The 25,310-nt window shown below is 63.4% G+C and carries 22 protein-coding genes; 13 read left to right on the top strand and 9 right to left on the bottom strand.

Annotated elements, in window-relative coordinates; all coding sequences use genetic code 11:
- Positions 1-10 precede the first annotated feature (10 nt).
- Positions 11-385, bottom strand: a complete 375-nt coding sequence (locus tag KI243_RS24240; protein ID WP_017124556.1) for a YajD family HNH nuclease — start codon at positions 383-385, stop codon at positions 11-13.
- Between the two features lie 50 nt (positions 386-435).
- Positions 436-1,122, bottom strand: a complete 687-nt coding sequence (locus tag KI243_RS24235) for a hypothetical protein (protein WP_178992303.1) — start codon at positions 1,120-1,122, stop codon at positions 436-438.
- 162 nt (positions 1,123-1,284) lie between these two features.
- On the opposite strand from KI243_RS24235, the gene KI243_RS24230 reads away from it, so the two are divergent.
- On the top strand, positions 1,285-1,557 hold the full coding sequence (locus KI243_RS24230; protein ID WP_042934670.1) for a hypothetical protein: 273 nt from the start codon (positions 1,285-1,287) through the stop codon (positions 1,555-1,557).
- On the opposite strand, the gene KI243_RS24225 is transcribed toward KI243_RS24230, so the two are convergent.
- A complete protein-coding gene (locus KI243_RS24225; RefSeq protein WP_017124553.1) occupies positions 1,554-2,027 on the bottom strand; it encodes a cyclic nucleotide-binding domain-containing protein in 474 nt (157 codons plus the stop codon). The genes KI243_RS24230 and KI243_RS24225 overlap by 4 nt on opposite strands.
- 88 nt (positions 2,028-2,115) lie before the next feature.
- A complete protein-coding gene (locus tag KI243_RS24220) occupies positions 2,116-4,167 on the bottom strand; it encodes a S9 family peptidase (protein ID WP_212809990.1) in 2,052 nt (683 codons plus the stop codon).
- 90 nt (positions 4,168-4,257) lie between these two features.
- On the opposite strand from KI243_RS24220, the gene KI243_RS24215 reads away from it, so the two are divergent.
- Genes KI243_RS24215 through KI243_RS24205 form a run of 3 tightly spaced genes read left to right on the top strand, consistent with a single transcriptional unit; the run spans position 4,258 to position 6,112 of the window.
- The gene (locus KI243_RS24215; RefSeq protein ID WP_042934647.1) at positions 4,258-4,758 is read left to right on the top strand and encodes a hypothetical protein; all 501 of its coding nucleotides are present in this window, start codon (positions 4,258-4,260) and stop codon (positions 4,756-4,758) included.
- A gap of 32 nt (positions 4,759-4,790) precedes the next feature.
- Positions 4,791-5,567, top strand: a complete 777-nt coding sequence (locus KI243_RS24210; RefSeq protein ID WP_042934646.1) for a class II glutamine amidotransferase — start codon at positions 4,791-4,793, stop codon at positions 5,565-5,567.
- Positions 5,568-5,578: 11 nt separating this feature from the next.
- Positions 5,579-6,112 (top strand): DUF2937 family protein, encoded by a 534-nt coding sequence (locus KI243_RS24205; protein WP_017124548.1) that lies wholly within the window; start codon positions 5,579-5,581, stop codon positions 6,110-6,112.
- Positions 6,113-6,233: 121 nt separating this feature from the next.
- On the opposite strand, the gene KI243_RS24200 is transcribed toward KI243_RS24205, so the two are convergent.
- Complete coding sequence (locus tag KI243_RS24200; protein WP_017124547.1) at positions 6,234-7,151, bottom strand: LysR family transcriptional regulator; 918 nt, start codon at positions 7,149-7,151, stop codon at positions 6,234-6,236.
- A 152-nt stretch (positions 7,152-7,303) separates the two neighbouring features.
- On the opposite strand from KI243_RS24200, the gene KI243_RS24195 reads away from it, so the two are divergent.
- From KI243_RS24195 to KI243_RS24180, 4 genes are all read left to right on the top strand, one after another.
- The gene (locus KI243_RS24195) at positions 7,304-8,590 is read left to right on the top strand and encodes an MFS transporter (RefSeq protein ID WP_017124546.1); all 1,287 of its coding nucleotides are present in this window, start codon (positions 7,304-7,306) and stop codon (positions 8,588-8,590) included.
- Positions 8,591-8,653: 63 nt separating this feature from the next.
- The gene (locus KI243_RS24190; protein ID WP_017124545.1) at positions 8,654-9,406 is read left to right on the top strand and encodes a 5-oxoprolinase subunit PxpA; all 753 of its coding nucleotides are present in this window, start codon (positions 8,654-8,656) and stop codon (positions 9,404-9,406) included.
- Positions 9,403-10,107, top strand: a complete 705-nt coding sequence (locus KI243_RS24185; protein WP_017124544.1) for an allophanate hydrolase subunit 1 — start codon at positions 9,403-9,405, stop codon at positions 10,105-10,107. Before KI243_RS24190 ends, KI243_RS24185 begins: the two co-directional genes overlap by 4 nt.
- The gene (locus KI243_RS24180; protein ID WP_017124543.1) at positions 10,104-11,021 is read left to right on the top strand and encodes a biotin-dependent carboxyltransferase family protein; all 918 of its coding nucleotides are present in this window, start codon (positions 10,104-10,106) and stop codon (positions 11,019-11,021) included. Before KI243_RS24185 ends, KI243_RS24180 begins: the two co-directional genes overlap by 4 nt.
- A gap of 158 nt (positions 11,022-11,179) precedes the next feature.
- Here the strand turns inward: KI243_RS24180 and KI243_RS24175 are convergent, their stop codons facing one another.
- The 3 genes from KI243_RS24175 to KI243_RS24165 all read right to left on the bottom strand — a co-directional run bounded on the left by KI243_RS24175 (position 11,180) and on the right by KI243_RS24165 (position 14,613).
- A complete protein-coding gene (locus tag KI243_RS24175) occupies positions 11,180-12,358 on the bottom strand; it encodes a VWA domain-containing protein (protein WP_017124542.1) in 1,179 nt (392 codons plus the stop codon).
- 178 nt (positions 12,359-12,536) lie between these two features.
- Positions 12,537-13,382: a MoxR family ATPase gene (locus KI243_RS24170; protein WP_017124541.1), complete on the bottom strand. Its 846-nt coding sequence runs from the start codon at positions 13,380-13,382 to the stop codon at positions 12,537-12,539.
- A gap of 142 nt (positions 13,383-13,524) precedes the next feature.
- On the bottom strand, positions 13,525-14,613 hold the full coding sequence (locus KI243_RS24165; RefSeq protein ID WP_017124540.1) for a DUF748 domain-containing protein: 1,089 nt from the start codon (positions 14,611-14,613) through the stop codon (positions 13,525-13,527).
- A gap of 129 nt (positions 14,614-14,742) precedes the next feature.
- Between KI243_RS24165 and cysK the strand changes: the two genes are divergently transcribed.
- The 3 genes from cysK (at position 14,743) to KI243_RS24150 (ending at position 18,085) form a co-directional block, all read left to right on the top strand.
- Entirely contained in the window at positions 14,743-15,717 is a 975-nt protein-coding gene (gene cysK, locus KI243_RS24160; RefSeq protein ID WP_017124539.1) for a cysteine synthase A, read from the top strand.
- 208 nt (positions 15,718-15,925) lie between these two features.
- Positions 15,926-16,864, top strand: coding sequence for an aspartyl/asparaginyl beta-hydroxylase domain-containing protein (locus KI243_RS24155; protein ID WP_017124538.1), 939 nt, complete (start codon positions 15,926-15,928; stop codon positions 16,862-16,864).
- Positions 16,865-17,221: 357 nt separating this feature from the next.
- Entirely contained in the window at positions 17,222-18,085 is an 864-nt protein-coding gene (locus KI243_RS24150; protein ID WP_017124537.1) for a DMT family transporter, read from the top strand.
- Between the two features lie 164 nt (positions 18,086-18,249).
- Here KI243_RS24150 and KI243_RS24145 read toward each other — a convergent pair whose 3' ends face one another.
- The gene (locus KI243_RS24145; RefSeq protein WP_017124536.1) at positions 18,250-19,161 is read right to left on the bottom strand and encodes a DMT family transporter; all 912 of its coding nucleotides are present in this window, start codon (positions 19,159-19,161) and stop codon (positions 18,250-18,252) included.
- Between the two features lie 236 nt (positions 19,162-19,397).
- On the opposite strand from KI243_RS24145, the gene aceK reads away from it, so the two are divergent.
- Complete coding sequence (aceK, locus tag KI243_RS24140) at positions 19,398-21,119, top strand: bifunctional isocitrate dehydrogenase kinase/phosphatase (protein WP_017124535.1); 1,722 nt, start codon at positions 19,398-19,400, stop codon at positions 21,117-21,119.
- A gap of 106 nt (positions 21,120-21,225) precedes the next feature.
- Positions 21,226-25,137 (top strand): ATP-dependent RNA helicase HrpA, encoded by a 3,912-nt coding sequence (gene hrpA, locus KI243_RS24135; RefSeq protein ID WP_017124534.1) that lies wholly within the window; start codon positions 21,226-21,228, stop codon positions 25,135-25,137.
- The last annotated feature ends 173 nt before the right edge of the window (positions 25,138-25,310 follow it).

Raw genomic sequence — 25,310 nt, 5'->3', positions numbered from 1 at the left:
CGATAACGGCTTACTCGTCTTTCTTCATCAACCCGGCCAGGGCGGCGAACGGGTTGTGGGTGGCCTTGGCGATCTTCGGGCTGCTTAGGGAGCTGTCGCCGAAGTACTGCTGGTCGGTGTAGCGCGAGTGTTCGTTGTCATGGCAGAACAGGCAGAGCAGTTCCCAGTTGGAACCGTCCTGCGGGTTGTTGTCATGGTTGTGGTCGCGGTGATGCACGGTCAGCTCGCTCAGGCGCTTGCCGGAAAATTCGCGGGCGCAACGGCCGCAGACGTGCGGGTACATTTTCAGCGCCTTGTCGCGATAGCCCATCTCTTTATCGCGTTTCGCATCGGCAAGAATGCGGTCCAGCTTGGCGGTATGGGAGGGTGGGTTGGCCGAACTCATGGGTTCACCTTGTCGAATGGGTTAATGACGGTTATGCGGCAAAGTTTAGCTCAGTTCTTGAGCTTCTCGGCGATCCAGATGGTGTGGCGCGTGCCCTTGTTGCCGTGGGCATAGACCTGGACTTCTTCGGCCTTGAAGCCGGCCTTGCGCAGTTTGTCGGAGAAATGGCTGTCGGCACTGGCCGACCACACGGCCAGCACGCCCTTGGGCCGCAGGGCCTTGGCGCAGGCGCTCAGGCCACCTGCCGAGTAGAGCCAGCTGTTGGCTTTCTGGGTCAGGCCTTCGGGGCCGTTGTCGACATCGAGCATGATCGCGTCGAAGCCATTGGGCTCGGCCTGCAGCACCTTGGCCACGTCTTCCAGGCGGATCACCGTGCGTGGATCGGCCAGCGGCCTGCCGGCTTTTTCACCGAGCGGGCCGCGGTTCCACTCGATCACACCCGGTACCAGTTCGGCGACCACAACCTCGGCCGTCTTGCCCAGGTGCTTGAGCGCCGAGGCCAGGGTAAAGCCCATGCCCAGGCCGCCGATCAGCACCCGCGACTGCGGCCGGCCGGCGACCTTGCGGCAGGGGATCTCGGCCAGGGCATCCTCGGAGCCGTGCATGCGGGTGTTCATCAACTGCCCACCGTCGCCGCCCTGGATCTTGATCACGAAGTCCTCGCCATACTCGAACAGGCACAGGGCACCGCCGTTTTCGGGAATCGGTGTGGTGTCGAGCAGAACGAAACGTTTCATGGAAATCTCATTGAGGAGGGCAAAATGGTCGCGTTGCGAGTAGCCTGATAACAGACGGATCGGTGTGACGGCGCCGCTATTGGATAAAAGGCGCGATTCTATTGAAAGGCATTATTTTATGATCAAAGGCACTATTTTCATGATCAAGAGCATTATTTTATGATCAAGGGCACCATTCTAACGGCCATTGTCCTGTCCGCGCTGACCTTTACCGCGGTGCAGGCCGAAGAGCTGTCGCCGGTACCGGTGACCCCGACCCCGGGCTCCCCCGGCACGGCGACCCCCACGCCTTACCCGCAAGTCACGCCGCGTACGCCACCCAAGCCCGGCGAGCCGCTGCCGAGCATCGAATTGCCGTCACCCCCCAGGGACCAGACGCTGCCGGGCCTGGAGCAGAACGACAAGAACGACAAGGCCAAGCCGATCTCCAGCTAGATCTGCTGCGAGAGCAACTGCCCATCGGCCATGCGCAGGCGTTTCGACAGCGCGATGGCGATGGCGCGAATGATCTTGGCGGCGATCTTCGGCGCGTCGTTGAGCATTTTTTCCAGGGAGTCCTTGCCCAGGTTCAACAACTGGCAGTCGCTGGCGGCGACGCAACTGGCCGAGCGCCGCTCGCCGTCAAGCACCGCCATCTCGCCGAAGGCCCGGCCGGCACGCAGGGTGGCAATCACCACGGGCTGGCCGGCGTCATTGTTCTTCTGCACATTGACGCTGCCGTAATGGATGATGCACATGAACGTGCCGGCATCGCCCTCGTGGAAGATGGCCTCGCCCTTGCCAATGGTGCTGATGCTGAAATAGCCGGCCGCCGCCTGGCAGTCCGCCGGCAGCAGTTGGTTGAACAGGCCGCAATCCATCAGCATGTCGCGAATTTCGTTATTCAGTAAGGTCGGTTCTGGCATGGTCCACGATCTGTTCTTGTTGCTTGTTCTTTCCGGGGTTCGAGGCCCGGCGGCCCAGAGTTAAGACAAGGCCGTCGGGCAGAGTTCCTCAGGCAATGCCGAGAACCTTGAAGACAAAGCCATATTCGAGCGCTACGTCACGTAATCCCTGGTAACGCCCGCTCATGCCGCCATGGCCGGCGCCCAGTTCGGTCTTGAGCAAGAGTAGATGCTCATCGGTGCGGGTGGCCCGTAATCTTGCCACCCACTTGGCCGCTTCCCAGTACTGCACGCGGCTGTCGTTGTAGCCGGCAATCACCAGTGTCGCCGGATAGGCCTGGGCGCTGACGTTCTCGTAGGGCGCATAGGCCTTGATCCGTGCGTACACCTCGGGCTCCTGCGGATTGCCCCACTCATCGTATTCGGTGACGGTCAACGGCAGGTCGGGGTCGAGCATGGTGTTCAGCACATCGACGAACGGCACTTCGGCAATCGCCGCCTGGAACAGCTCCGGACGCTGGTTGAGCACGGCGCCGATCAACAGGCCGCCGGCGCTGCCACCGCTGATCACCAGTTGCCGGGAGGTGGTCAGGCCCTCGGCGATCAGGTGTTCGGCGCAGGCGATAAAGTCGCTGAAGGTGTTCTGCTTGTGTTCCTGCTTGCCGGCGCGATACCAGGCCTCGCCCAGTTCGCCGCCGCCGCGCACATGGGCGATGGCAAAGGCCACGCCGCGCTCCAGCAGGCTCAGGCGGGCATGGGAGAACCACGGGTCGAGGCTTTCGCCATAGGCACCATAGCCATAGAGGTAGAGCGGGGTGGCCTGGCCGAGCAATTCGCGCTTGACCACCAGGCTGATCGGCACCTGCGTGCCGTCCGGCGCGGTCGCCCACAGGCGCTGGCTGACGTAGGCGTCGGCATCGAACGGGCCGAGCACCGGGGTTTGCTTCAGCACCTGCTGCTCGCCGCTGGCGAGGTTCAACTGGCGGACCTGGGCCGGGCGATTGAGGGCTTCGTAGCGCAGGCGGATCCTGTCGCTGTTGAACTCCAGGCTGTCCTGCACGTAGAGGCTGTAGGCGGCATCCGGCAATTGCACGCGGTAGGCCGGCAGCCCCTTGGGGTGCACCTCGATGATCGGCAGGCCGCCTTCACGCAGGCTCAGGCACAGGGCCTGGGCATTCAGGGTCAGGCCTTCGAGCATCACCTTGTCATTGTGCGGGATCAGCCGTTGCCAGTCTTCGCGACGGGGAACGCCGTCGTCCGCGGCCTGGAACAGGGCGAAGTTGATGCCGTCCTGGTTGCTGCGGATAAACCAGCGCCACTGATCCTGGTACTGGCCGTGGTCGACGAAATACTCATGGCCTTCGACCCTGGGCGCCAGGCAGGTGAAGGCCCGGTCCGGCGTATTGGCGTCGAGCACCCAGGCTTCGCTGGTGGTCTTGCTGTTGAGCAGCACCACCAGTTGCCGTTCGGAGCTGGTGCGATAGCAATGCAGGAAAAACCGTCCGTCAGGCTCGTGCAGCACGGCTTCGGCACCCTGTTCGCCGAGTCGATGGCGATACAGCTTGTGCGGGCGGTGGGTGTCGTCCAGTTCGCCGAAGAACAGCGTGCGGCTGTCGTTGGCCCAGGTCATGCTGCCGTCGCAGTCCTCGAACGGCAGTTCGATCAGGTTGCCGCTGGCCAGTTCCTTGACGTACAGCTGGTAGACCTCCTCGCCGGTGGTGTCGAGGCTGTAGGCCAGACGCTGGTGGTCCGGGCTGATGCTGAAGGTGCCGAGGGAAAAGAAGCCGCCATTGGCCAGCACGTTGGGATCGAGCAACAGCTCCTCGGCGCTTTCGTCCACCGTCAGGCGGTCATCGGCCGGGCGCGGGCAGCGATAGTGGCGGGCGTACTCGTCACCGGCGGTGGTGCGGGTGTAGTAGAGGAACGGACCCCAGGGCGAGGGCAGCGACAGGTCGGTCTCGAGAATCCGCCCCTTGATCTCCTGGAACAGGCTTTCACGCAGCCCGGCCTGGTCGGCCAACTGCGCTTCCTGGTAGCTGTTTTCGGCCTTGAGGTAGTCGAGCACCGCCTCGCTGTCGCGCTCCTGCAACCAGGCATAGGGATCCGGGCCCGGGCCTGTACGGGCAATCGGGGCAGTACTGACGGTGGCTTTGCGGGACATGGGCAACTCTCTATCTTGAGGATCGCTGACGGCGGTGCAGCCGGGCCGGCGAAAAGCCGTTATCATAAGCCTCTCATTGCCAGCCATGCCATGGACACCATGACCGAGAACGACTATCTGATCGCCTGGGGTTGTTACGCCTTTGCCGCCTTGGGCTGCCTGTTGGTGTGGTTTCGCCTGACCCGCTGGACCTGGCGCTGGTTGCGCGAACCGCTGCGCCTGGTGGGGGCGGTGCTGCTGTTCAGCCCGACCATCCTCGATCCGGTGAAAGAACGTTTCGCCCCGGCGGTCGCGATCACTGCCCTCGACCTGTTGTTCAAGGTCGGCAACAACGCCTGGCGCGCGGTCTCCGATCTGTTCATGTACCTGATCATCGCCCTTGGCGTGTATGCGGTCTTCGTGCTGATCCGCTGGCCGATCGAACGCTCCAGCAAGGCCCGCAAGCTGCAGTCGGAAGCCGCCGCCGCCGCGGCTCGTGCTGAAGTCGAGGCGGATGACCAGCCTTTCGCCACGCCGGATCGCCAGGAGCGCCCGCGTCGTCCGCCGCCTCCCGCCGCTGCCGGTCGTCCACGGGTCGAGCCGCGTTTGTAAGCGTGTTCCTGCATTGAAGCGAGAGTCCGAGCATGTGTGAATTGTTGGGCATGAGCGCCAATGTGCCGACCGATATCGTTTTCAGCTTTACCGGGCTGATGCAGCGCGGCGGACGTACCGGTCCCCACCGCGATGGCTGGGGCATCGGTTTCTACGAAGGTCGCGGGCTGCGCCTGTTCCAGGACCCGGCCGCGAGCTGCGAGTCGGAAGTGGCGCAACTGGTGCAGCGTTACCCGATCAAGAGCGAAGTGGTGATCGGCCATATCCGCCAGGCCAATGTCGGCAAGGTCTGCCTGTCCAACACCCATCCTTTTGTCCGTGAACTGTGGGGGCGCAACTGGTGTTTCGCCCATAACGGCCAGCTGGCGGATTTCCAGCCGCCGGGCAGTTTTTATCGTCCGGTCGGCGATACCGACAGCGAAGCGGCCTTCTGCGACCTGCTCAACCGCGTGCGCCAGGCCTTTCCCGAGCCGGTGGAGGTGGAAGAGCTGCTGCCGTCGCTGGTCCAGGCCTGTGCCGAGTATCGCGGCAAGGGTGTGTTCAACTGCCTGCTCAGCGACGGCGACTGGCTGTTCTGCTATTGCTCGACCAAGCTGGCGCAGATCACCCGCCGCGCGCCCTTTGGCCCGGCACGGCTGAAGGATGTCGATGTGATCGTCGACTTCCAGGCCGAAACCACCCCCAACGACGTGGTCACGGTGATCGCCACCGAACCCCTGACCGAAAACGAGACCTGGACCCGTTACGAACCGGGCCAATGGAGCCTGTGGCGGCGCGGCGAATGCGTCAGCCAGGGCCAGACTGAATAAGGACGTCCGTTATGTGGTTGAGTTACCTGCGGTTGATACTGTTTACCCTGGGGCTGCTGATCGGCGTCCAGGTGCCGGGCTTCATCAACGACTACGCCAAGCGCGTCGAGGCGCATCTGATCGAGGCGCAGACCGGGCTGCAGGGCTTCCAGAAGACTGCCGAGCAGTTCTTCAAGGGCGACCTGCAGGCGCTGGTGGCGCACTATCGCGCCAGTGACGACCCGGTCTTCCGCAGCGATGCCGACAGCCTCGGCACCTTGCTCAACCGCCAGCGCCTGCTCGATGACCAGTTCCAGGCGATGCAGGGCCCCTGGTACAAGCGCGCGTTGCAGGTGGCGTATGCGGCGGACCCGGCGATTCGCCAGGAAACCCTGCAGGGCTACACCTACCAGGTGCTGCTGTCGCCGGAAGCGATCGGCTGGGCCATGGGCGCGGCGCTGCTGTTCTCCTTCGTCATCGAAGGTTTCTTCCGGCTGGTGGATTGGGTCGTGCTCGGCGGCAAGCGCCAGCGTGAGCGCCTGGCGCGGCGGGAGCGGGGCTGGTAACCGCCCGGTCGCTGGGGATGGACCTGATCCATCTGTGGGAGCCGGCTTGCCGGCGATGGCGTCCGCAAGATCGACACAAGATCCAAGGGCTTCTTCGCGGGCAAGCCCGCTCCCACAAGAGCTAGGCCTTGCTCAGCACCACGTACTGTTCCCCGACCTTGCTGGCATAGCTGTGCAGGACCTTGCGGCACAGCGCGACAATCTCCTCCACCAACTCCACGCCGACCCGCCAGGACACCACCACTTCCAGGTTCGGCGGGCGCACTTCCAGCGCCAGCAGGGTCAACTCGCCCCGCGCCAGTTCCTCGCTGACCAGTGCCGGCGGGAAAGCGCCGATACCGAAGCCATCGCGAATCAGCCGGGTAATCGCCGACACCGAGTTCACGCAGTTCAGGCGTGGCGCCGGGACCCCGTGGGTCTGCATCAGGCCGAGGATTTCCTGGTGCGGCCGGGAGTTCTTGGAGAAGGTCACGATGCGTTCCCGGGCGATCTGCGCCAGGCTCGCGTACTCGCGGTTGTAGATCGAGTTGCTGGCCACCACCCAGCCCATCGGGTAACTCGCCAGTTCCAGGCTGCGGATGGACTCCTGACGCAGCAGGTCGGTCTGCAGGATCAGGTCGAGAAAGCCTTTTTGCAGCTGATCGCAGAGGTTCAGCGCGGTATCGGCCACCAGCTCGATTTCCACCAGGGGAAAACGGTCCATCATTTCCGCCACCAGGGGACTGAGCCAGGTGTGGATCACCGAGTCCATGACCCCGATGCGCATACGCCCGACCTTGGTCGAACTGATCTCGATGGAGTGCTTGAGGGCCTGCATGGTGTCGATCATCTGCTCGGCATAATCGAGCACCTTGAGCCCTTCGGGAGTCAGGCTGACACCCCGTGAATCGCGCAGGAACAGTTTGACCCCGAGCTCGCTTTCGAGCACCGCGATCCGGCTGGAGATGGAGGCCTGGGTGGTGAACAGCTTGTCCGCGGTCAGGCGAAAGCTCTTGAGCCGGGCGACCCAGACGAAGGTTTCGAGAAACTTGAGATTCATGCAATCAACTTTTTCTTATGCCTGGGGACGGCTTTTATTAGTTGGACGCAGAGGGCGGGTGCAACCAAAAATGGCCCTCGACCGGTGAATCACGATAAGCGTCGCCGGCCGCCAGAACAATACCAATAAGTTTGCTGTGGAGAATTTCCCCCATGAGTACGCCCGACTCGCTGGATGTTGCCAAGCCCGAGGGACCACCCGGTCCGTTCGCCTGGTATCGCCATATCAATCAGCAGGAACGTCGGACGTTCTGGAGTTGCAAGATCGGCTATGGCCTCGACGGCATGGACACCCAGATGCTCAGCTTTGTCATCCCGACGCTGATCGCCCTGTGGGGTATCACCACCGGCCAGGCCGGGCTGATCTCCACCAGCACCCTGATCGCCTCGGCCCTCGGAGGCTGGATCGCCGGGATCCTCTCCGACCGCATCGGCCGGGTGCGCACCCTGCAGTTGACGGTACTCTGGTTCGCCTTTTTTACCTTTCTCTGCGGTTTCGCGCAGAACTACAACCAGTTGCTGGTGGCGCGGACCCTCATGGGCTTCGGCTTCGGCGGCGAGTGGACCGCCGGCGCGGTGCTGATGGGCGAGGTGATCCGCGCCCAGGATCGCGGCAAGGCGGTGGGCATGGTGCAATCCGGCTGGGCCCTGGGCTGGGGGCTGACAGCGATCCTGTATGCCCTGCTGTTTTCCTGGCTGCCGCCGGAAGACGCCTGGCGGGCGCTGTTCCTGCTGGGCATCGTGCCGGCGATCTTCGTGATCTTCGTCCGCCGGCTGGTCAAGGACCCGGAAATCTATCGCCAGGCCAAGGCCAGGGAAGTACCGAGCAACCCGGCGCGTTTCTACGAGATCTTCGCCCCGGGGATGCTCAGCATCACTGTCCGTGCGTCCTTGCTGACCACCGGTGCCCTGGGCGGTTACTACGCCATCACCTCCTGGCTGCCGACCTTCCTGAAGAACGAGCGCGGCTTGAGCGTGCTGGGCACGGGCGGCTATCTGGCGATGGTGATCATCGGCTCCTATGTCGGCTACGTGATCAGCGCCTATCTGACCGACCTGCTGGGGCGCAAGAAGAACTTCATCCTGTTTGCCGTCGGCTCCTTCACCATCGTCCTGCTCTATACCCAGTTGCAGGTCAGCAACGAAGTGATGTTGTGGCTGGGCTTCCCGCTGGGTTTCTTCGCCTCGGGGATCTTCAGCGGCATGGGCTCGTTTCTCACCGAACTGTTTCCAACCCGTATCCGCGGTTCGGGCCAGGGCTTCTGCTACAACATCGGCCGCGCGCTGGCCGCGCTGTTTCCCCTGCTGATCGGCCTGCTCAGCCAGACGGTGCCGTTGAGCGTGGGGATCGGCGCCTTTGCCGCCGTGTCCTACGGCGTGGTGATTCTCGCGGCCCTGAGCCTGCCGGAAACCCGTGGCAAGCAACTCGAAGCGCAGTAATCTGTGGGGCGCGGGTACTGCGCCCTGAATCAAGTCGATAAAAAGCCCACAGGAGCACCTACCGTGAGCCGCCTGTTACTGAATTGCGATATCGGTGAAAGCTATGGCAACTGGACCATGGGTCTGGATGCGCAAGTCATGCCGTTCATCGATTGCGCCAACGTCGCCTGCGGTTATCACGCGGGGGATCCGAGCATCATGCGCAAGACCGTCACCCTGGCCCTGGCCAACGATGTGCGGATCGGCGCCCATCCGGCGTATCCGGACCTGGTCGGCTTCGGTCGTCGTTCCATGGCCTGCACCCCCCAGGAAATCAAGGACCTGCTGCACTACCAGATCGGCGCGCTGGACGGTATCTGCCGGGCCCAGGGCGCGCGGGTCAGCTATGTCAAACCCCATGGGGCGATGTACAACGACATGATGGCCAACCCCGAACAGCTGCGTTCGGTGATCCAGGCGATTGCCGCCTATGACCGCGAATTGCCGCTGATGCTGCTGGCGATGCGCGACAACAGCGTGGCCCAGGCGCTGGGCGACGAGTACGGCGTGACCCTGTGGTTCGAAGCTTTCGCCGACCGCGCCTATGACAGCGCCGGGCGCCTGGTTTCCCGGCAACTGCCGGGAGCGGTGCATCACGAACCGGAACGTATCGTCGAGCAGGCCCTGACCATCGCCCGTGGCGACGCCCTGGTCGCCAGCGATGGCAGCGCCCTGCGCCTGCAGGCCAACACCCTCTGCGTGCATGGCGACAACGCCAGTTCGGTGGAGGCCGTGCAGCGCATTCGCGAGGCCCTGGACCGGCAGTCGATTCCATGAAGCCACGGATTGAAGTGGTGGCGATCGACTGCCTGATGGTGCGCCTGTTCGATGCGATCGCCGAAGAAAACATGCCGTGGATGCTTGCCGCCAGCGAGCGTCTGCGTCACGCGTTTGCCGGGCACCTGATCGACCTGGTGCCGTCCTACACGACCTTGATGGTGCACTACGACCTGATGACCCTGAGTCCGGGCCAGGCCCGGGAACTGATCGCCGAGGCCCTGAACGGTCTGGCGCCGAATGCCCGTGCTGCCGGCCAGTGCCATGTGCTGCCGGTCTGGTACGACCCGAGTGTCGGTCCGGAGTTGAGCCTGCTGGCCGAACGCAGCGGTTGGTCGATCAGTGACGTGATCCGCCGTCACAGCGAGCGCGAGTACCAGGTGTTCGCCCTGGGCTTTGCCCCGGGGTTCGCCTTCATGGGGCTGGTGGAGGAGCCCCTGGCGGCCCCGCGCCTGAATACGCCGCGCAAGAAAGTCGCGGCGGGCAGCGTCGGTATCGCCGAGCGGCAGACCGCCGCCTACCCGGTGGTGTCACCGGGCGGCTGGAACCTGATCGGGCGCACCCCGAGTAAACTGTTCGACCGCGAGCGCGACGGTTACAGCCTGATGCAGCCGGGCGATACTGTGCGGTTTGCCGCGGTCGACCACGCCGAGTTCATCAAGTTGGGTGGCGACGACACGCCGCTGGAGGCCCTGGCATGAGCCATCTGTTGATCGAGGCCAGCACGCCGCTGTGCCTGCTGCAGGACCGCGGACGGTTCGGCGTGCGCCATCTCGGGGTCACCCAGGGCGGTGCCCTGGACTGGGTATCGATGTCCTGGGCCAATCGCCTGCTGGGTAACCCGGTGGATGCGCCGGTAGTGGAAGTCACCCTCGGCGGCGTCACGCTGCTGGCCATGGAAACCTGCTGCCTGGCCCTGGCCGGCGCCGACCTGGGCGCGCAAGTGGATGGCCAGGCCCTGGCGCCCTGGCGCAGCTTTGTCCTGAACAAGGGACAACGGTTGCAGTTCACCCAGCCCTTGCTCGGTGCCCGTGCCTATCTGGCGGCCCCGGGTGGTTTCGATGCGCCCAGGGTGCTGGGCAGCAGCGCCTGCGTGGTGCGCGAGGAACTGGGGGGCCTTGACGGACTGGGCCGGCCCTTGCAGAAGGGCGGCAGCCTGAGTTATCCGGGCGCGGCGGTGGCACCGCGAGTACTGCCGACGGCGCAGATTCCCGACTTCCACGCCAGGGCGCCGTTGCAGGTGGTACTGGGTGCGCAGATTGGCGAGTTCAGCGGGCAAAGCCTGTTCGATGCGTTCAACAGCGCCTGGACCCTCGACAGCCGTGCCGATCGCATGGGCATTCGGCTGCTGGGGCCGGAGTTGAAGTACCAGGGCGAGCCGATGATTTCCGAGGGCATACCCCTGGGGGCGATCCAGGTGCCGCCGGACGGACAGCCAATCGTCCTGCTCAATGATCGGCAGACCATCGGCGGTTATCCACGCCTGGGCGCGTTGACGCCGCTGTCGTTGGCGCGGTTGGCGCAATGCCTGCCGGGGACACAGGTAAGACTGGCGCCGACGGTGCAGGAAAGCGCCCATCGGCAGCAGGTCGAGTTCATGCGCAGGTTTGCGTAGGGCCCAAAGGAGCCGCTGATCGTTCCCATGCTCCGCGTGGGAATGCCCCTCTGGACGCTCTGCGTCCGCTTTTGTGACGCGGAGCGTCACGGGCTGCATTCCCACGCGGAGCGTGGGAACGATCAATACAATCGCGAAGGGGCCCGCGAAGGCCCACATCATTTGGAAAGAAACCGCATCCCTTCTTCCAGCCCGCGCAGGGTCAGCGGGTACATCTGGTCCTCGATCAGGTCCCGGACGATATTGGTCGATGCCGTATAACCCCAGGTATCCTTCGGATACGGGTTGATCCAGATAAGCTTCTTGTACTTCTCCATGAACCGCTGCATCCACACATAACCCGGTTCTTCGTTCCAGTGCTCGACGCTGCCGCCGGCCTGGGTGATTTCATACGGGGCCATCGCCGCGTCACCGACAAAGATCACCTTGTAGTCGGCACCGTACTTGTGCAGCAGGTCCTGGGTCGAGGTCCGCTCCGAACCCCGGCGCAGGTTGTTCTTCCACACCGATTCATAAACGAAATTGTGGAAGTAGAAGTACTCCAGGTGCTTGAACTCGGTCTTGCAGGCCGAGAACAGCTCCTCGCAGATCTTCACATGGGCATCCATCGAGCCGCCGATATCGAACAGCAACAACAGCTTGATGGTGTTGCGCCGCTCCGGGCGCATCTGGATGTTCAGCAGGCCGGCGTCGCGGGCGGTGTGGTCGATGGTGCCATCGATATCCAGCTCTTCCGCCGCGCCCTGGCGGGCGAACTTGCGCAGGCGGCGCAGGGCCACCTTGATATTGCGCGTGCCCAGTTCGACCTGGTCGTCGAGGTTCTTGTACTCGCGCTGGTCCCAGACCTTGACCGCCTTGCCCTGGCGCTTGCCGGCATCGCCGACGCGGATGCCTTCCGGATTGAAGCCGCCGGAGCCGAACGGGCTGGTGCCGCCGGTGCCGATCCACTTGTTGCCACCGGCGTGACGTTCCTTCTGTTCTTCCAGGCGCTTCTTGAACTCCTCGATCAGCTTGTCGAGGCCGCCGAGGGACTGGATCTGCGCGCGTTCTTCGTCGCTCAGCGAACGTTCGAATTCCTTGCGCAACCAGTCTTCGGGAATCAGCGCCTGAAGGTGATCGTCGAGTTTTTCCAGGCCGTTGAAATAGGCGCCGAATGCCCGGTCGAACTTGTCGAAATGGCGTTCGTCCTTGACCAGGATCGCCCGGGCCAGATAGTAGAACTCGTCCATGTCGGCGAAGGTCACGCGCTGTTTCAGCGCGTTGATCAGGTCGAGCAATTCACGCACCGAAACCGGAACCTTGGCCGCGCGCATTTCATTGAACAGGTTGAGCAGCATGGCAATCGCCTCGGATAAACTGGAGGGTCTGTTTGAAAGCTCGCCGAGCGACGATCAGGCAAGGCAAAAACAGGCGAGGAACGGCCGGGGTCGCGCTCGACTTTAGCCCACTAAATGAGCATTCCGAGCCTGTTTTTAACGCAGCCTGATCGACGCGCAGGCAGCTTTCGGACAGAGCCTAGCGGGTGCCACGACGGCTCATGAACGCCAGGCGTTCGAGCAGTTGCACGTCCTGCTCGTTCTTCACCAGGGCACCGGCCAGTGGCGGGATGGCCTTGGTCGGATCGCGCTCGCGCAGGACCGCTTCGCCGATGTTGTCGGCCATCAGCAGTTTCAACCAGTCCACCAGTTCCGAGGTCGAAGGCTTCTTCTTCAGGCCCGGCACCTTGCGCACGTCGAAGAATACATCGAGGGCTTCGCTGACCAGGTCTTTCTTGATGTCCGGGTAATGCACGTCGACGATCTTCTGCAGCGTGTTGCGATCCGGGAACGCGATGTAATGGAAGAAGCAGCGGCGCAGGAAGGCGTCCGGCAGTTCCTTTTCATTGTTGGAAGTAATGATGATGATCGGGCGCTTCCTGGCCTTGATGGTTTCATCGATCTCGTAGACGTAGAACTCCATCTTGTCGAGTTCTTGCAGCAGGTCGTTGGGGAACTCGATGTCGGCCTTGTCGATCTCGTCGATCAGCAGGATCACCCGTTCATCGGATTCGAAGGCTTCCCAGAGCTTGCCCTTCTTCAGGTAGTTGCGCACGTCGTGGACCTTGTCCACGCCCAGCTGCGAGTCGCGCAGGCGGCTGACCGCGTCGTACTCGTAGAGGCCCTGGTGGGCCTTGGTGGTGGACTTGATGTGCCAGGTGATCAGCTTGGCGCCGAAGGACTCGGCCAATTGCTCGGCGAGCATGGTCTTGCCGGTCCCGGGCTCGCCCTTGACCAGCAGCGGACGCTCCAGGGTAATTGCGGCGTTGACGGCCAGCTTCAGATCATCGGTGGCGACGTAGGCCTGGGTGCCTTCGAACTTCATCTGTCATTCCTCGAACGGTAACGCCGGCCTGGCGGACAGGGCGGCGGGAAAATCCCATGCCCGACTATAACGCGGTGCCCGGTCGAGTGTGAACGCAGACGGCTTATTCAGTCTCTGAATGGAGCGTCACATCCTGACCCGGTCAGCTCTTCGGATCGCTGGACGGTTTGGGCTGTTCATAGCGGGCATTGAAGGCCTGGATGAAACCGTTGCGCAATATCTGCAAAAACGCCTGGAACGCGCTGATATCTTGCTGGTGAACGTTGCCGCTGAGTTCAACCCGGGTGGCGAACTGGTTTTTCTTCTGGTTTTTCAGCACGGTTTCGCCGGCCCCGACAATGGCTTCCCATACCGAACGCAGGATGCTCTTGTTCTGGTTCTCGACGTCCTGTTGCCAGTCGAACACCTCGACATCGTGCAACAGCGGCTTGATATAGCCGGTGAGCTGGCCCTTGCGGGCCTGGGCCTCGATCACGACATCACCGCTGCCGCCGTTGAAATCGAACTTGCCGTAGGCCGAGGCGAAATCGTTGACACGCCGTAACTCGATGCCGGTGGCCCGCAGGCGGAACTCGAAGTCCTCGAAGTTGCTCAGCGGGTCGAAGGTGGCGCTGGTCTGCAGGGGCGCCTGGCCGAACAATTGGGCCTTGCCTTCGAAACGGGCATCGCGGCGCCCTTCGAGGTCGACCACATTGGTCAGGTTGTAGAGGCTGGCATTGACCTGCGTGGCCTGCAGGTTGACCGCCGGCTGCGAGTTGAAGTTGCGGAAGGTGATGCGCCCGTCGTCGATCCGCACCTCGTTGAGGGTGATGGGCAGCAGCTTGCCCAGTTGTGCCCGCCAGTCGGTGCCCTGGCCGGTCTGGGACGCCTGGCGGTTATTGGCGCCACCGTCGACGAAGTTCAGCTCCGGCTTGACGAACTGCACCTCGGCCACCACCGCGTGGTTGTCCCACAGGGATTTCCAGCTGACCGACAGATCGATCAGCGGCGCCTTGACGAAGGGCACGGGCACTTTGCCGCTGACCTTGACGATCTGCAGCCCGTTGATCCGGTAGGCGCCGCGCCACAAGGCCAGGTCGACATCGGTCACCTGGCCACGGTAATCGCCCATGTCCGCGAGTTTTTCATTCAGGTAGTGGCGCACCAAGTAAGGCAGGGCCAGGTCCAGCACCACCAGCAGCAGGACCAGGCCTGCCAGGCTCCACAACGGCCAGCTGTAACGACGTTTCATCGGCGTGCCCCGAAGGCTGTCTATAGGCGATGGACCCCCGGCAGCGCTATACGTTCGCCATGACTGGACGCCCGACATCCCGGGGCATACCCTTGAAAGCCAACTCACCGTTGCCCAAAGGACCCCGTCATGAGCCGTATTTTCGCCGACAACGCCCATTCCATCGGTAATACGCCCCTGGTTCAGATCAACCGCATCGCCCCTCGCGGTGTGACCATCCTGGCCAAGATCGAAGGGCGCAACCCGGGGTATTCGGTGAAGTGCCGGATCGGCGCGAACATGATCTGGGACGCCGAAAGCAGCGGCCGGCTCAAGCCGGGCATGACCATCGTCGAGCCGACCTCGGGCAATACCGGGATCGGCCTGGCCTTTGTCGCCGCCGCCCGCGGCTACAAGCTGCTGCTGACCATGCCCTCGTCCATGAGCATCGAGCGGCGCAAGGTGCTCAAGGCCCTGGGGGCCGAACTGGTGCTGACCGAGCCGGCCAAGGGCATGAAGGGCGCGATCGAGAAGGCCACCGAGATCGTCAACGGCGATCCGGCCCGGTACTTCATGCCGGCGCAGTTCGACAACCCGGCGAACCCGGCGATCCACGAGAAAACCACCGGCCCGGAAATCTGGAATGACACCGATGGCGCGGTCGACGTGCTGGTGGCGGGCGTGGGCACCGGCGGCACCATCAGCGGTGTGTCGCGCTATATCAAGCTGACCCAGGGCAAGCCGATCCTGTCGGTGGCGGTGGAACCGGTATCGTCGCCGGTGATCACCCAGACCCTGGCCGGACAGGAGGTCAAGCCGTCGCCCCACAAGATCCAGGGCATCGGCGCCGGTTTCGTGCCGAAGAACCTCGACCTGTCGCTGGTCGACCGGGTCGAGCTGGTCACGGACGACGAGTCCAAGGCCATGGCCCTGCGGCTGATGCAGGAGGAGGGGATCCTTTGCGGCATTTCCTGTGGCGCGGCCATGGCTGTGGCCGTACGCCTGGCGGAAACCCCGGAAATGCAGGGCAAGACCATTGTCGTGGTGCTGCCGGACTCCGGCGAGCGCTATCTGTCGAGCATGCTCTTCAGCGATCTGTTCACCGACCAGGAGATCCAGCAGTAAACCGCCACGGGCGGCGCCCGCGGGACTGACCTGCATCAGTCCCGGTTCAGGCGGGACGTGCTACATAAAGGCTGTGTTGCGCGACCGGTCATGCGGAATGTGCGGGCCGATGGGTTTTTCCCGAGGCCGGTAATGTTTATCATGGCCGGCTGCCACGTCGGGTGAATTTCACCTTGCCCGGACGTTGCCCATTTTCAAGGAGTGCTGAATGACCTTTTCCTTTGCCGCCAAGGCCGCCGTGTTGCTGCTGTTCCTCGGCAGTACGCTTTACGTGCATCTGCGCGGCAAGGCGCGTTTGCCGGTGCTGCGCCAGTTCGTCAACCATTCCGCGCTGTTCGCCCCGTACAACGCCCTGATGTACCTGTTTTCCGCCGTGCCGTCCAAACCGTACCTGGACCGCAGCAAGTTTCCCGAGCTGGATGTGCTCAAGGACAACTGGGAAGTGATTCGCGAAGAGGCCATGCACCTGTTCGACGAGGGCTATATCCGTGCCGCCGAGAAGAACAACGATGCCGGTTTCGGTTCGTTCTTCAAGAAGGGCTGGAAGCGTTTCTACCTGAAGTGGTACGACAAGCCGCTGCCCTCGGCCGAGCTGCTCTGCCCGAAAACCGTGGCGCTGGTCAGCAGCATCCCCAACGTCAAGGGGGCGATGTTCGCCCTGTTGCCCGGTGGCAGCCACCTGAACCCGCACCGCGACCCGTTCGCCGGCTCGCTGCGCTACCACCTGGGCCTGTCGACGCCGAACTCCGACGACTGCCGGATTTTCGTCGACGGCCAGGTCTACGCCTGGCGCGACGGCCAGGACGTGATGTTCGACGAGACCTATGTGCACTGGGTCAAGAACGAAACCGAGCAGACCCGGGTGATCCTGTTCTGCGATATCGAGCGGCCGTTGAGCAACCGCCTGATGACCTCCATCAACCGCTGGGTCAGCGGCTTGCTGGGACGCGCCACCGCGCCGCAGAACCTCGATGACGAGCGTGTCGGCGGCATCAACCAGGCCTACGCCTGGAGCAAGAACTTCAGTGATCGCTTCAGTGGCGTGGTCAAGCAGTGGAAGCGCAAGCATCCCAAGGCCTACCGCATCATGCGTCCGGTACTGGCGGTGGTGGTCCTGACATTGCTGGGTTACTGGTTGTTCGGCTGACCTGTTGCAATCTGTGTCGGGCGCTGGTTATAGTCAGCGCTCGGTGCATCACCTGATCCACCGTTTATTCCCTTTCGAAGAAGACCTGCGCATGCCAGCTTCCCCCATCAACGCGGTAGTCGATTCAGCGGTCAACGCTGGCGTAGTGCCGTGCGGGAACCAGCAGCCTGTGCAGATCAGTCATTACCCACCACCTGTCAGTGGCACGCCGGTGTACGTAGTCGTATCACCGCCGGGCGTTGGCATCCGGGTCTGATCAGCAACCGTTGCTGTCGCCCCCTGCCTGCCTGAAAAAAACCTACTGAATCTTCAGCTTTCCAGCTGAGTTGGCATTTGCCTGAATCACAGGTGGTATCCATGTTGGTCATTTCGAAACAATCCGCGACCGCGGCGGCTTCGACGAGTCTGTTTGTGCTGCTCTGGAGCAGCGGGGCGATCTTCTCCAAGTGGGGCCTGGCCCATGCTTCGCCGTTCGCCTTTCTGCTGATCCGTTTTTCCATTGCCCTGCTGGGGCTGTTGCTGTTGATCCCGCTGCTCAAGTTCAAGCTGCCCCGGGGCGGCAAGCCGATGCTGTACGCCGCGGCGACGGGCATGGTGTTGCTGGGCGCCTACCAGATCTTCTACCTGCTGGCGCTGGACCTGAAGGTCACTCCCGGCGTCATGGCGACGATCATGGGCGTGCAGCCGATTCTCACCGCGGTACTGATGGAGCGGCGGCGCTCCTGGAGCCGGATGTTCGGGCTCGGGCTCGGGCTGGCGGGGCTGATCCTGGTGGTGTACCAAGGCATCGGCCTGGCGGGCATGTCCCTGGCCGGCATGCTCTTCGGTCTGCTGGCGCTGGCGAGCATGACCTTCGGCTCGATCATGCAGAAACGCATCACCGACAATCCCCTGGGCACGCTGCCGGTGCAATACCTGGCCGGCTTGCTGTTGTGCGGGATCTTCGTGCCGTTCCAGCCGTTCCACTTTGAAACCGGTGTCGGCTTCGTCGTCCCGGTACTGTGGATGGGCCTGGTGGTGTCGGTGCTGGCGACCTTGCTGCTGTACCGTTTGATCGCGCGGGGCAACCTGGTGAATGTCACCAGCCTGTTCTACCTGGTGCCGGCGGTGACAGCGGTGATGGACTACCTGATCTTCGGTAACCGCCTGGCGGCCCTGAGCATGCTGGGCATGGCGCTGATCATCGTCGGGTTGGTATTCGTGTTCCGCAAAGCTGCCTGAATGGCGGCGATGGGCGCAGTGGCGGGGGGCCGCTGCGTCTGGGCCGGCTTCTTCGCGGGCAAGCCCGCTCCCACAAGTTTTCGGTTCTACACAGATCCTGAGTACGACTCGAACATTGTGGGAGCGGGCTTGCCCGCGAAGGGGGCCTGCAAACCACCCGATAACTACCGGTCGCCCACCGTGGCGGCCTTCACCACTGCCGCCGGCTTCAACACCAGCCACAACGCCACCGCAATCAGCACCCCGCCATACAAATGGGCCATCGACAGCGGCTCATCGAGAAACAGTGCGCCCCACAACACCCCGAACGCCGGGATCATGAAGGTCACGGTCATCGACTTGACCGGGCCGATGCTGCTGATCAGCTTGAAATACATGATGTAGGCGAATGCCGTGCACACCAGCCCCAGGCCCAGCAGCGAGCCCCAGACACTGATTCCACCCCAGCTGGCCGGCGGGTGGGCGATGGCGCTGTAGGCGAAGAACGGCAGGATCACCAGGGTCGCGCCGAACATGCTGCCCATGGCCGACAGCCGTGGATCCAGGCCGCCCTGGTGGTCGAGCCAGCGACGGGTGAGAAAACCGGCGAAGCCATAGCTGGTGGTGGCCAGCAGGCACGCCGCCGCGCCCATCAGCAATTCCAGGTTGAAGGTCACCGGCCCGGCCCGGGTCAGCACCGCGACGCCGAACAGGCCGAGGAAGATCCCCAGCAGCTTGTTCAGGCTGAGTTTTTCGTGGAAGAACAGGCCGCCGATCAGCACGCCCATCAGTGGCGTGGTGGCGTTGAAGATCGACGAGTAGCCGGCCGGCAACACCTGGGCCGCGACCGAGTAGAGCGTTGCCGGCAGCCCGGAGTTGATCACGCCGAGCATCAGGCAGACCTTGAACTTGCCCTTGAAATCCCAGCTGATGCGCATCAGCGACAGGATCACCAGCAGTCCGACGGCGGCGATGGAGACGCGAAAGAAGGCGGTGGGAAAGGCCCCCAGCACCGGGGCAATGATGCGCATGAACAGGAAACTGGCGCCCCAGACGGCGGCCAGGCTAAACATGCGCACGATATCGACGGGTTTCACGGGAAGCATCCTTGGCAGGGTAGGCGGGCAAGTGTCCCCGGATGTCACGGGCAAGGCAACGTTTGCGTAACGCGGCAATTGATCTCCAGGCCCTGTACGAAAACGTCCTGCGCGACGATCATGTTGCGTTGAAAACAGGCGCGCCTGATCGCCGCTCGACGAGTTTTCTTACGGAGCCTAAGCTCCAGTGACTCGCGATCAGAATAATGTCCGAACAATCCCGCAGAGGTTTGACTATGCCGCAGCAATGGCCGGCCGCCGATATCGCCCGCATGATCCTCGATGGCTTCGACAATTACCGCGAGCACTTTCGCCAGATCACCGACGGTGCCCGCGCCCGTTTCGAAGCGGCCCGCTGGCAGGAAGCCCAGGCGGCATCGGCGGCGCGGATCAATCTCTACGAAGAGAAAGTCAGCGAGGTCAACGCGCGGCTGCGGGCCGGTTTCGACGCCGAGGCGTTGCTCGACGTCAACCTCTGGCCCCTGGTGAAAAGCGCCTACATCAGCCTGATCGACCTGCGCTTCGACGATGAACTGGCGGAAACCTGGTACAACTCGACCTTCTGCGGTCTGTTCAGCCACGACCTGATCAGCGACGGCTGCATGTTCATCCACACCACCCGGCCGTCCCTGCGGCGGGCGCGGGCGGCGCAGACCCGGACCTATCGACCCCTCGGCGAGCTTTCGGGCATGCTCGAACAGATCTTTGCCGACTACAGCTTCAGCGAGGCCTATGCCGACCTGCCCGGCGATCTGCGGCGGCTCGAAGCGCAGTTGCGCGAAAGCCTGCCGGACTGGGTCTGCAAGGATCCCGAGCTGAGTGTCGAACTGTTCTCCTCGGTGCTCTACCGCAACAAGGGCGCCTACCTGGTGGGGCGCATCTACACCCATGAGGAACAATGGCCGCTGGTGGTGCCGCTGTTGCACCGTGAAGGGCGCGGGATCCAGATCGATGCGCTGATCACCGACGAAGCCGATGTCTCCATCATCTTTTCCTTCACGCGTTCCTACTTCATGGTCGATGTGCCGGTGCCGGCGGAGTTCGTCGGTTTTCTGCGGCGCATCCTGCCGGGCAAGCATGTCGCTGAGCTGTACACTTCGATCGGCTTCTACAAGCACGGCAAGTCCGAGTTCTACCGGGCGCTGATCAATCACCTGGCCAATACCGACGACCAGTTCATCATGGCGCCGGGCGTGCGCGGGATGGTCATGAGCGTGTTCACCCTGCCGGGGTTCAACACCGTGTTCAAGATCATCAAGGACCGTTTCTCGCCGTCGAAGAACGTCGACCGGGCGACGGTGATCGAGAAGTATCGTCTGGTGAAGAGTGTCGACCGCGTGGGGCGCATGGCCGATACCCAGGAGTTCGCCGACTTCCGTTTTCCCCTGGGCAAGTTCGATCCGGCCTGCCTGGAGGAACTGCTGGAGGTGGCGCCCTCCACCGTCCAGGTCGAAGGCGAGACGGTGCTGATCCGCCATTGCTGGACCGAGCGCCGCATGACCCCGCTGAACCTCTACCTGGAGAACGCCAACGAAGCCCAGGTGCGCGAGGCGCTGGAGGACTATGGCCTGGCGATCAAGCAACTGGCGGCGGCGAATATCTTCCCCGGCGACATGCTGCTGAAGAACTTCGGCGTGACCCGTCACGGGCGTGTGGTGTTCTATGACTACGACGAGATTTGCTTCCTGACCGAGGCCAACTTTCGTCATATCCCCGCGCCGCGCACCCCGGAAGACGAGATGGCCTCCGAGCCCTGGTATTCCATCGGACCGCTGGACGTCTTTCCCGAGGAGTTTCCGCCGTTCCTCTTTGCCGACATGGCGCAGCGCCGGTTGTTCGATCAGTTGCACGGCGAGTTGTACAACGCCGATTACTGGAAGGGGCTGCAGGAGGCGATTCGCGCCGGCAAGGTCATCGATGTGTTCCCGTATCGGCGTCGTACCCTGGACACTGAATGAACGTGGCCGGGCCAGGTCCGGCCACAATGCTTTTCAAGGTCGTGTTCTGTTGTGCAAATCTGCGACAATCCGCCCCCTGCATACATAGACGACCCTTGCGCACCTGATGACTGACGAATCGCCTGCTATCGAGCAACTGCTGAAAAACCTCGACCTCGCCATGATTGCCGACCGCCACCGGTTGCGGCGGCAATTACACGAGCTGCGCAAGAAGCCCGATGAGGCGAAGCTGGCGCAGTGGGCGGAGAAGGTCCAGGTGTCCTGTGCCCAGGTCACGGCGCGGCGCCAGAGCGTGCCGCTGATTCGTTATGACGACAGCCTGCCCATCGCCGCCAAGCGCGACGAGATCAAGGACGCGCTGCTCAAGCACCAGGTGCTGATCATCGCCGGTGAAACCGGCTCGGGCAAAACCACCCAGTTGCCGAAGATCTGCCTGGAAATCGGTCGCGGCCAGCATGGCCTGATCGGCCACACCCAGCCCCGCCGGATCGCTGCCCGCAGCGTGGCGAGCCGGGTGGCCGACGAACTGGCGACCCCGCTGGGGGCGCTGGTGGGTTATCAGGTGCGCTTCGAGGACCAGAGCGATTCGAACACCCTGATCAAGCTGATGACCGACGGTATCCTGCTGGCGGAAACCCAGAATGACCGCTACCTCGAACGCTACGACACGATCATCGTCGACGAAGCCCACGAGCGCAGCCTGAACATCGACTTCCTGCTCGGCTACCTGAAGACCCTGCTGCCGCGGCGTCCGGACCTGAAAGTCATCATTACCTCGGCGACCATCGACCTGGAACGCTTTTCCCGGCACTTCAACGACGCACCGATCGTCGAAGTCTCCGGCCGGACTTTCCCCGTGGAAACCTGGTATCGCCCGTTGACGTCCGAGCAGGACGAGGAAGGCAACAGCGTCGAGGACGACCTGACGGTCGACCAGGCGATTCTCGCCACCCTCGACGAGATCGCCGCCTTCGAGCGCAGCGAACGCAAGAGTCCGGGCGATGTGCTGGTGTTCCTGCCCGGCGAGCGGGAGATTCGCGACGCCGCGGACATGCTGCGCAAGGCCCAGCTCAAGCACACCGAAATCCTTCCTTTATATGCACGGCTGTCACCGGCCGAGCAGCAGCGGATTTTCCAGTCCCATCCGGGGCGGCGCGTCGTGCTGGCGACCAACGTCGCGGAAACCTCTCTGACCGTGCCGGGCATCCGCTATGTGATCGACAGCGGCACCGCTCGCATCAGCCGCTACAGCTACCGCGCCAAGGTCCAGCGCCTGCCCATCGAGGCGGTTTCCCAGGCCAGCGCCAACCAGCGCAAGGGTCGTTGCGGACGGGTCGAGCCGGGGATCTGCGTGCGCCTGTACAGCGAAGAGGATTTCAACGGCCGGCCGGAGTTCACCGACCCGGAGATCCTGCGCACCAACCTGGCGGCGGTGATCCTGCAGATGCTTCACCTGCGCCTGGGCGAGATCACGGCGTTCCCGTTTATCGAGCCGCCGGATGGCAAGGCCATCAGCGACGGTTTCAACCTGCTGCAAGAGTTGTCGGCGGTGACCCGCGAGAACCAGCTGACCCCGCTGGGTCGGCAGTTGGCGCGCCTGCCGGTGGACCCGCGCATGGGCCGCATGTTGCTGGAGGCGGCCACCCTCGGCAGCCTGCAGGAAGTGCTGATCGTCGCCAGTGCCATGTCGGTGCAGGACCCGCGCGAACGGCCGCCCGAGCGCCAGCAGGCCGCCGACCAGGCCCATGCGCAGTGGAAGGACGTGGATTCGGATTTCGCCGGCCTGATCAATGTCTGGCGCGGGTTCGAGGAACAGCGCCAGGCCCTTGGTGCCAGTGCCCTGCGCAACTGGTGCCGGAAGAACTTCCTCAATTACCTGCGCATGCGCGAGTGGCGTGATTCGCACCGGCAGTTGGGGCTGATCTGCCGCGACCTGCAGTTGAGCGTCAACAAGGAGCCGGCGGATTATCCCAAGCTGCACAAGGCGGTATTGTCCGGTCTGCTCAGCCAGATCGGCCAGAAGACCGAGGACGGCGATTACCTGGGCGCGCGCCAGCGGCGGTTCTGGGTCCACCCGTCCTCGGGCCTGGGCCGCAAGCGTCCGCAATGGCTGATGGCGGCCGAACTGGTGGAAACCACCAAGCTCTATGCGCGCATGGTCGCCAAGATCGAGCCGGACTGGATCGAACCGCTGGCCGGGCACCTGATCAAGAAGAATCACTTCGAACCCCACTGGGAGAAGAAGCGCGGCCAGGTGGTGGCTTTCGAGCAGATCACCCTGTTCGGCCTGATCGTGGTCGGACGGCGGCCGGTGCATTTCGGCCCGGTCGATCCGGCCGCCTCCCGCGAGCTGTTTATCCGCGAGGCGCTGGTGCGCGGCGAGATCCAGTCGAAAGCCCGTTGCCTGAGCGCCAATACCCGTCTGCTCGAACAGCTCGACGAGCTGGAGGCCAAGGCTCGGCGCCGGGATATCCTGGCCGACGAGGAAACCCTGTTCGCCTTCTACGATGCACGCCTGCCGGCGGAGATCCACCAGACCGCGACCTTCGACAGCTGGTACCGGGTCCACAGCCAGAAAGACCCGCAGTTGCTGATCATGCGCGAGGAAGACGTGCTGGCCCGCGAAGCCAGTGAAGTCACCGCCGCGCATTACCCGGACACCCTGCACCTGGGCGACCTGGCCCTGGCCTTGAGTTATCACTTCGAGCCCAACCATCCCCGTGACGGCGTGACCCTGCGCGTGCCGGCGCCGCTGTTGCCGGTCTTGCCCGCCGAACGCCTGGAATGGCTGGTGCCCGGCGTGATCGAGGCCAAGTGCATCGCCCTGGTACGCAACCTGCCCAAGGCCCTGCGCAAGAACTTCGTGCCGGTGCCGGACTTCGTCAAGGCGGCGCTGCAACGGATCGAGTTCGCCCAGGGCTCGCTGCCCCAGGCGCTGGGACGCGAATTGCTGCGCATGACCGGGGCGCGGGTCAGCGACGAAGCCTGGGCCGAAGCGGCGCAGCAGGTGGAAAGCCATCTGAAGATGAACCTGGAAGTGGTCGATGCCCAGGGCAAGTTCCTCGGCGAAGGCCGCGACCTGGCGGAACTGACGGCGCGGTTTGCCCAGGCCAGCCAGGCCGCGTTGGCCGTACCGCAGACCGCGAAGAGCCAGCAGCCGGTGGAGGCCAAGGTTTTCGCCGCCGTTGCCGAGACCACCCAGCAGAAGATCGCCGGGCTGTCGATGACGGTCTACCCGGCGCTGGTGGAGGAGGGCGGCACCGTCAAGGAAGGGCGGTTCTCCACGCCGGCTGAGGCCGAGTACCAGCATCGCCGCGCCTTGCAGCGGTTGCTCATGCAGCAACTGGCGGAGTCGGCGAAGTTCCTGCGCGGCAAGCTGCCGGGCCTGACCGAACTGGGCCTGTTGTATCGCGAACTGGGGCGCATCGAGGCGCTGGTGGAAGACATCCTGCTGGCGAGCCTCGACAGCTGTGTCCTCGAGGGGGAAGACCCGCTGCCCCGCGACGGTGCCGGCCTGGCGTCCCTGGCCGAGCGCAAGCGTGGCGGCTGGACCGAGCATGCCGAACGCCTGGCACGCCTGACCCTGGAGATCCTCAAGCTCTGGCACGGTTTGCAGAAGCGCTTCAAGGGCAAGATCGACCTGGCCCAGGCCGTTGCGCTCAATGACATCAAGCAGCAACTGAGCCAGCTGGTCTATCCGGGATTTGTCCGGGAAACCCCGGGAGCCTGGCTCAAGGAACTGCCGCGCTACCTCAAGGCCATCGAATTGCGCCTGGAGAAGTTGCCCGGCCAGGTACAGAAGGACCGGGTCTGGAGTACGGAGCTGGCGGGGTTGTGGAACCAGTACCAGACCCGTGCGGCCAAGCATGCCCAGGAAGGCAGGCGCGATCCGCAACTGGAGCTGTACCGCTGGTGGCTGGAAGAGTACCGGGTGTCGTTGTTCGGCCAGCAACTGGGGACCAGGGTGCCGATCTCGGACAAGCGCCTGGGCAAGCAATGGAGCCAGGTTGACGGCTAGCCGTTAATCTCGGCGCTGCGGCGAAATCCCCGCGTTTATGGCACAATTCGCGGTTATAAATGCCCGGTTCAGCGGCTGGACCGGAAAAAAGCCACGCCAGGCGTCATCCCTGCTGTCAGGGGTTGGCCCTTTTATGTATTGGTACGACGGTGCCAATGCTTTCTGCCTGAACA

It is taken from the genome of Pseudomonas sp. Ost2 (assembly GCF_018326065.1).
Taxonomy (GTDB): domain Bacteria; phylum Pseudomonadota; class Gammaproteobacteria; order Pseudomonadales; family Pseudomonadaceae; genus Aquipseudomonas; species Aquipseudomonas gingeri.
This window is presented reverse-complemented; position numbering and strand designations above follow the sequence as displayed.

What these genes read in the sequence shown, in the direction of transcription:
- KI243_RS24240 (WP_017124556.1), bottom strand. Translation starts at nt 385, where the DNA reads ATGAGTTCGGCCAACCCACCCTCCCATACCGCCAAGCTGGACCGCATT.
- KI243_RS24235 (WP_178992303.1), bottom strand. Translation starts at nt 1,122, where the DNA reads ATGAAACGTTTCGTTCTGCTCGACACCACACCGATTCCCGAAAACGGC.
- KI243_RS24225 (WP_017124553.1), bottom strand. Translation starts at nt 2,027, where the DNA reads ATGCCAGAACCGACCTTACTGAATAACGAAATTCGCGACATGCTGATG.
- KI243_RS24220 (WP_212809990.1), bottom strand. Translation starts at nt 4,167, where the DNA reads ATGTCCCGCAAAGCCACCGTCAGTACTGCCCCGATTGCCCGTACAGGC.
- KI243_RS24215 (WP_042934647.1), top strand. Translation starts at nt 4,258, where the DNA reads ATGGACACCATGACCGAGAACGACTATCTGATCGCCTGGGGTTGTTAC.
- KI243_RS24210 (WP_042934646.1), top strand. Translation starts at nt 4,791, where the DNA reads ATGTGTGAATTGTTGGGCATGAGCGCCAATGTGCCGACCGATATCGTT.
- KI243_RS24205 (WP_017124548.1), top strand. Translation starts at nt 5,579, where the DNA reads ATGTGGTTGAGTTACCTGCGGTTGATACTGTTTACCCTGGGGCTGCTG.
- KI243_RS24200 (WP_017124547.1), bottom strand. Translation starts at nt 7,151, where the DNA reads ATGAATCTCAAGTTTCTCGAAACCTTCGTCTGGGTCGCCCGGCTCAAG.
- KI243_RS24195 (WP_017124546.1), top strand. Translation starts at nt 7,304, where the DNA reads ATGAGTACGCCCGACTCGCTGGATGTTGCCAAGCCCGAGGGACCACCC.
- KI243_RS24185 (WP_017124544.1), top strand. Translation starts at nt 9,403, where the DNA reads ATGAAGCCACGGATTGAAGTGGTGGCGATCGACTGCCTGATGGTGCGC.
- KI243_RS24180 (WP_017124543.1), top strand. Translation starts at nt 10,104, where the DNA reads ATGAGCCATCTGTTGATCGAGGCCAGCACGCCGCTGTGCCTGCTGCAG.
- KI243_RS24175 (WP_017124542.1), bottom strand. Translation starts at nt 12,358, where the DNA reads ATGCTGCTCAACCTGTTCAATGAAATGCGCGCGGCCAAGGTTCCGGTT.
- KI243_RS24170 (WP_017124541.1), bottom strand. Translation starts at nt 13,382, where the DNA reads ATGAAGTTCGAAGGCACCCAGGCCTACGTCGCCACCGATGATCTGAAG.
- KI243_RS24165 (WP_017124540.1), bottom strand. Translation starts at nt 14,613, where the DNA reads ATGAAACGTCGTTACAGCTGGCCGTTGTGGAGCCTGGCAGGCCTGGTC.
- cysK (WP_017124539.1), top strand. Translation starts at nt 14,743, where the DNA reads ATGAGCCGTATTTTCGCCGACAACGCCCATTCCATCGGTAATACGCCC.
- KI243_RS24155 (WP_017124538.1), top strand. Translation starts at nt 15,926, where the DNA reads ATGACCTTTTCCTTTGCCGCCAAGGCCGCCGTGTTGCTGCTGTTCCTC.
- KI243_RS24150 (WP_017124537.1), top strand. Translation starts at nt 17,222, where the DNA reads ATGTTGGTCATTTCGAAACAATCCGCGACCGCGGCGGCTTCGACGAGT.
- aceK (WP_017124535.1), top strand. Translation starts at nt 19,398, where the DNA reads ATGCCGCAGCAATGGCCGGCCGCCGATATCGCCCGCATGATCCTCGAT.
- hrpA (WP_017124534.1), top strand. Translation starts at nt 21,226, where the DNA reads ATGACTGACGAATCGCCTGCTATCGAGCAACTGCTGAAAAACCTCGAC.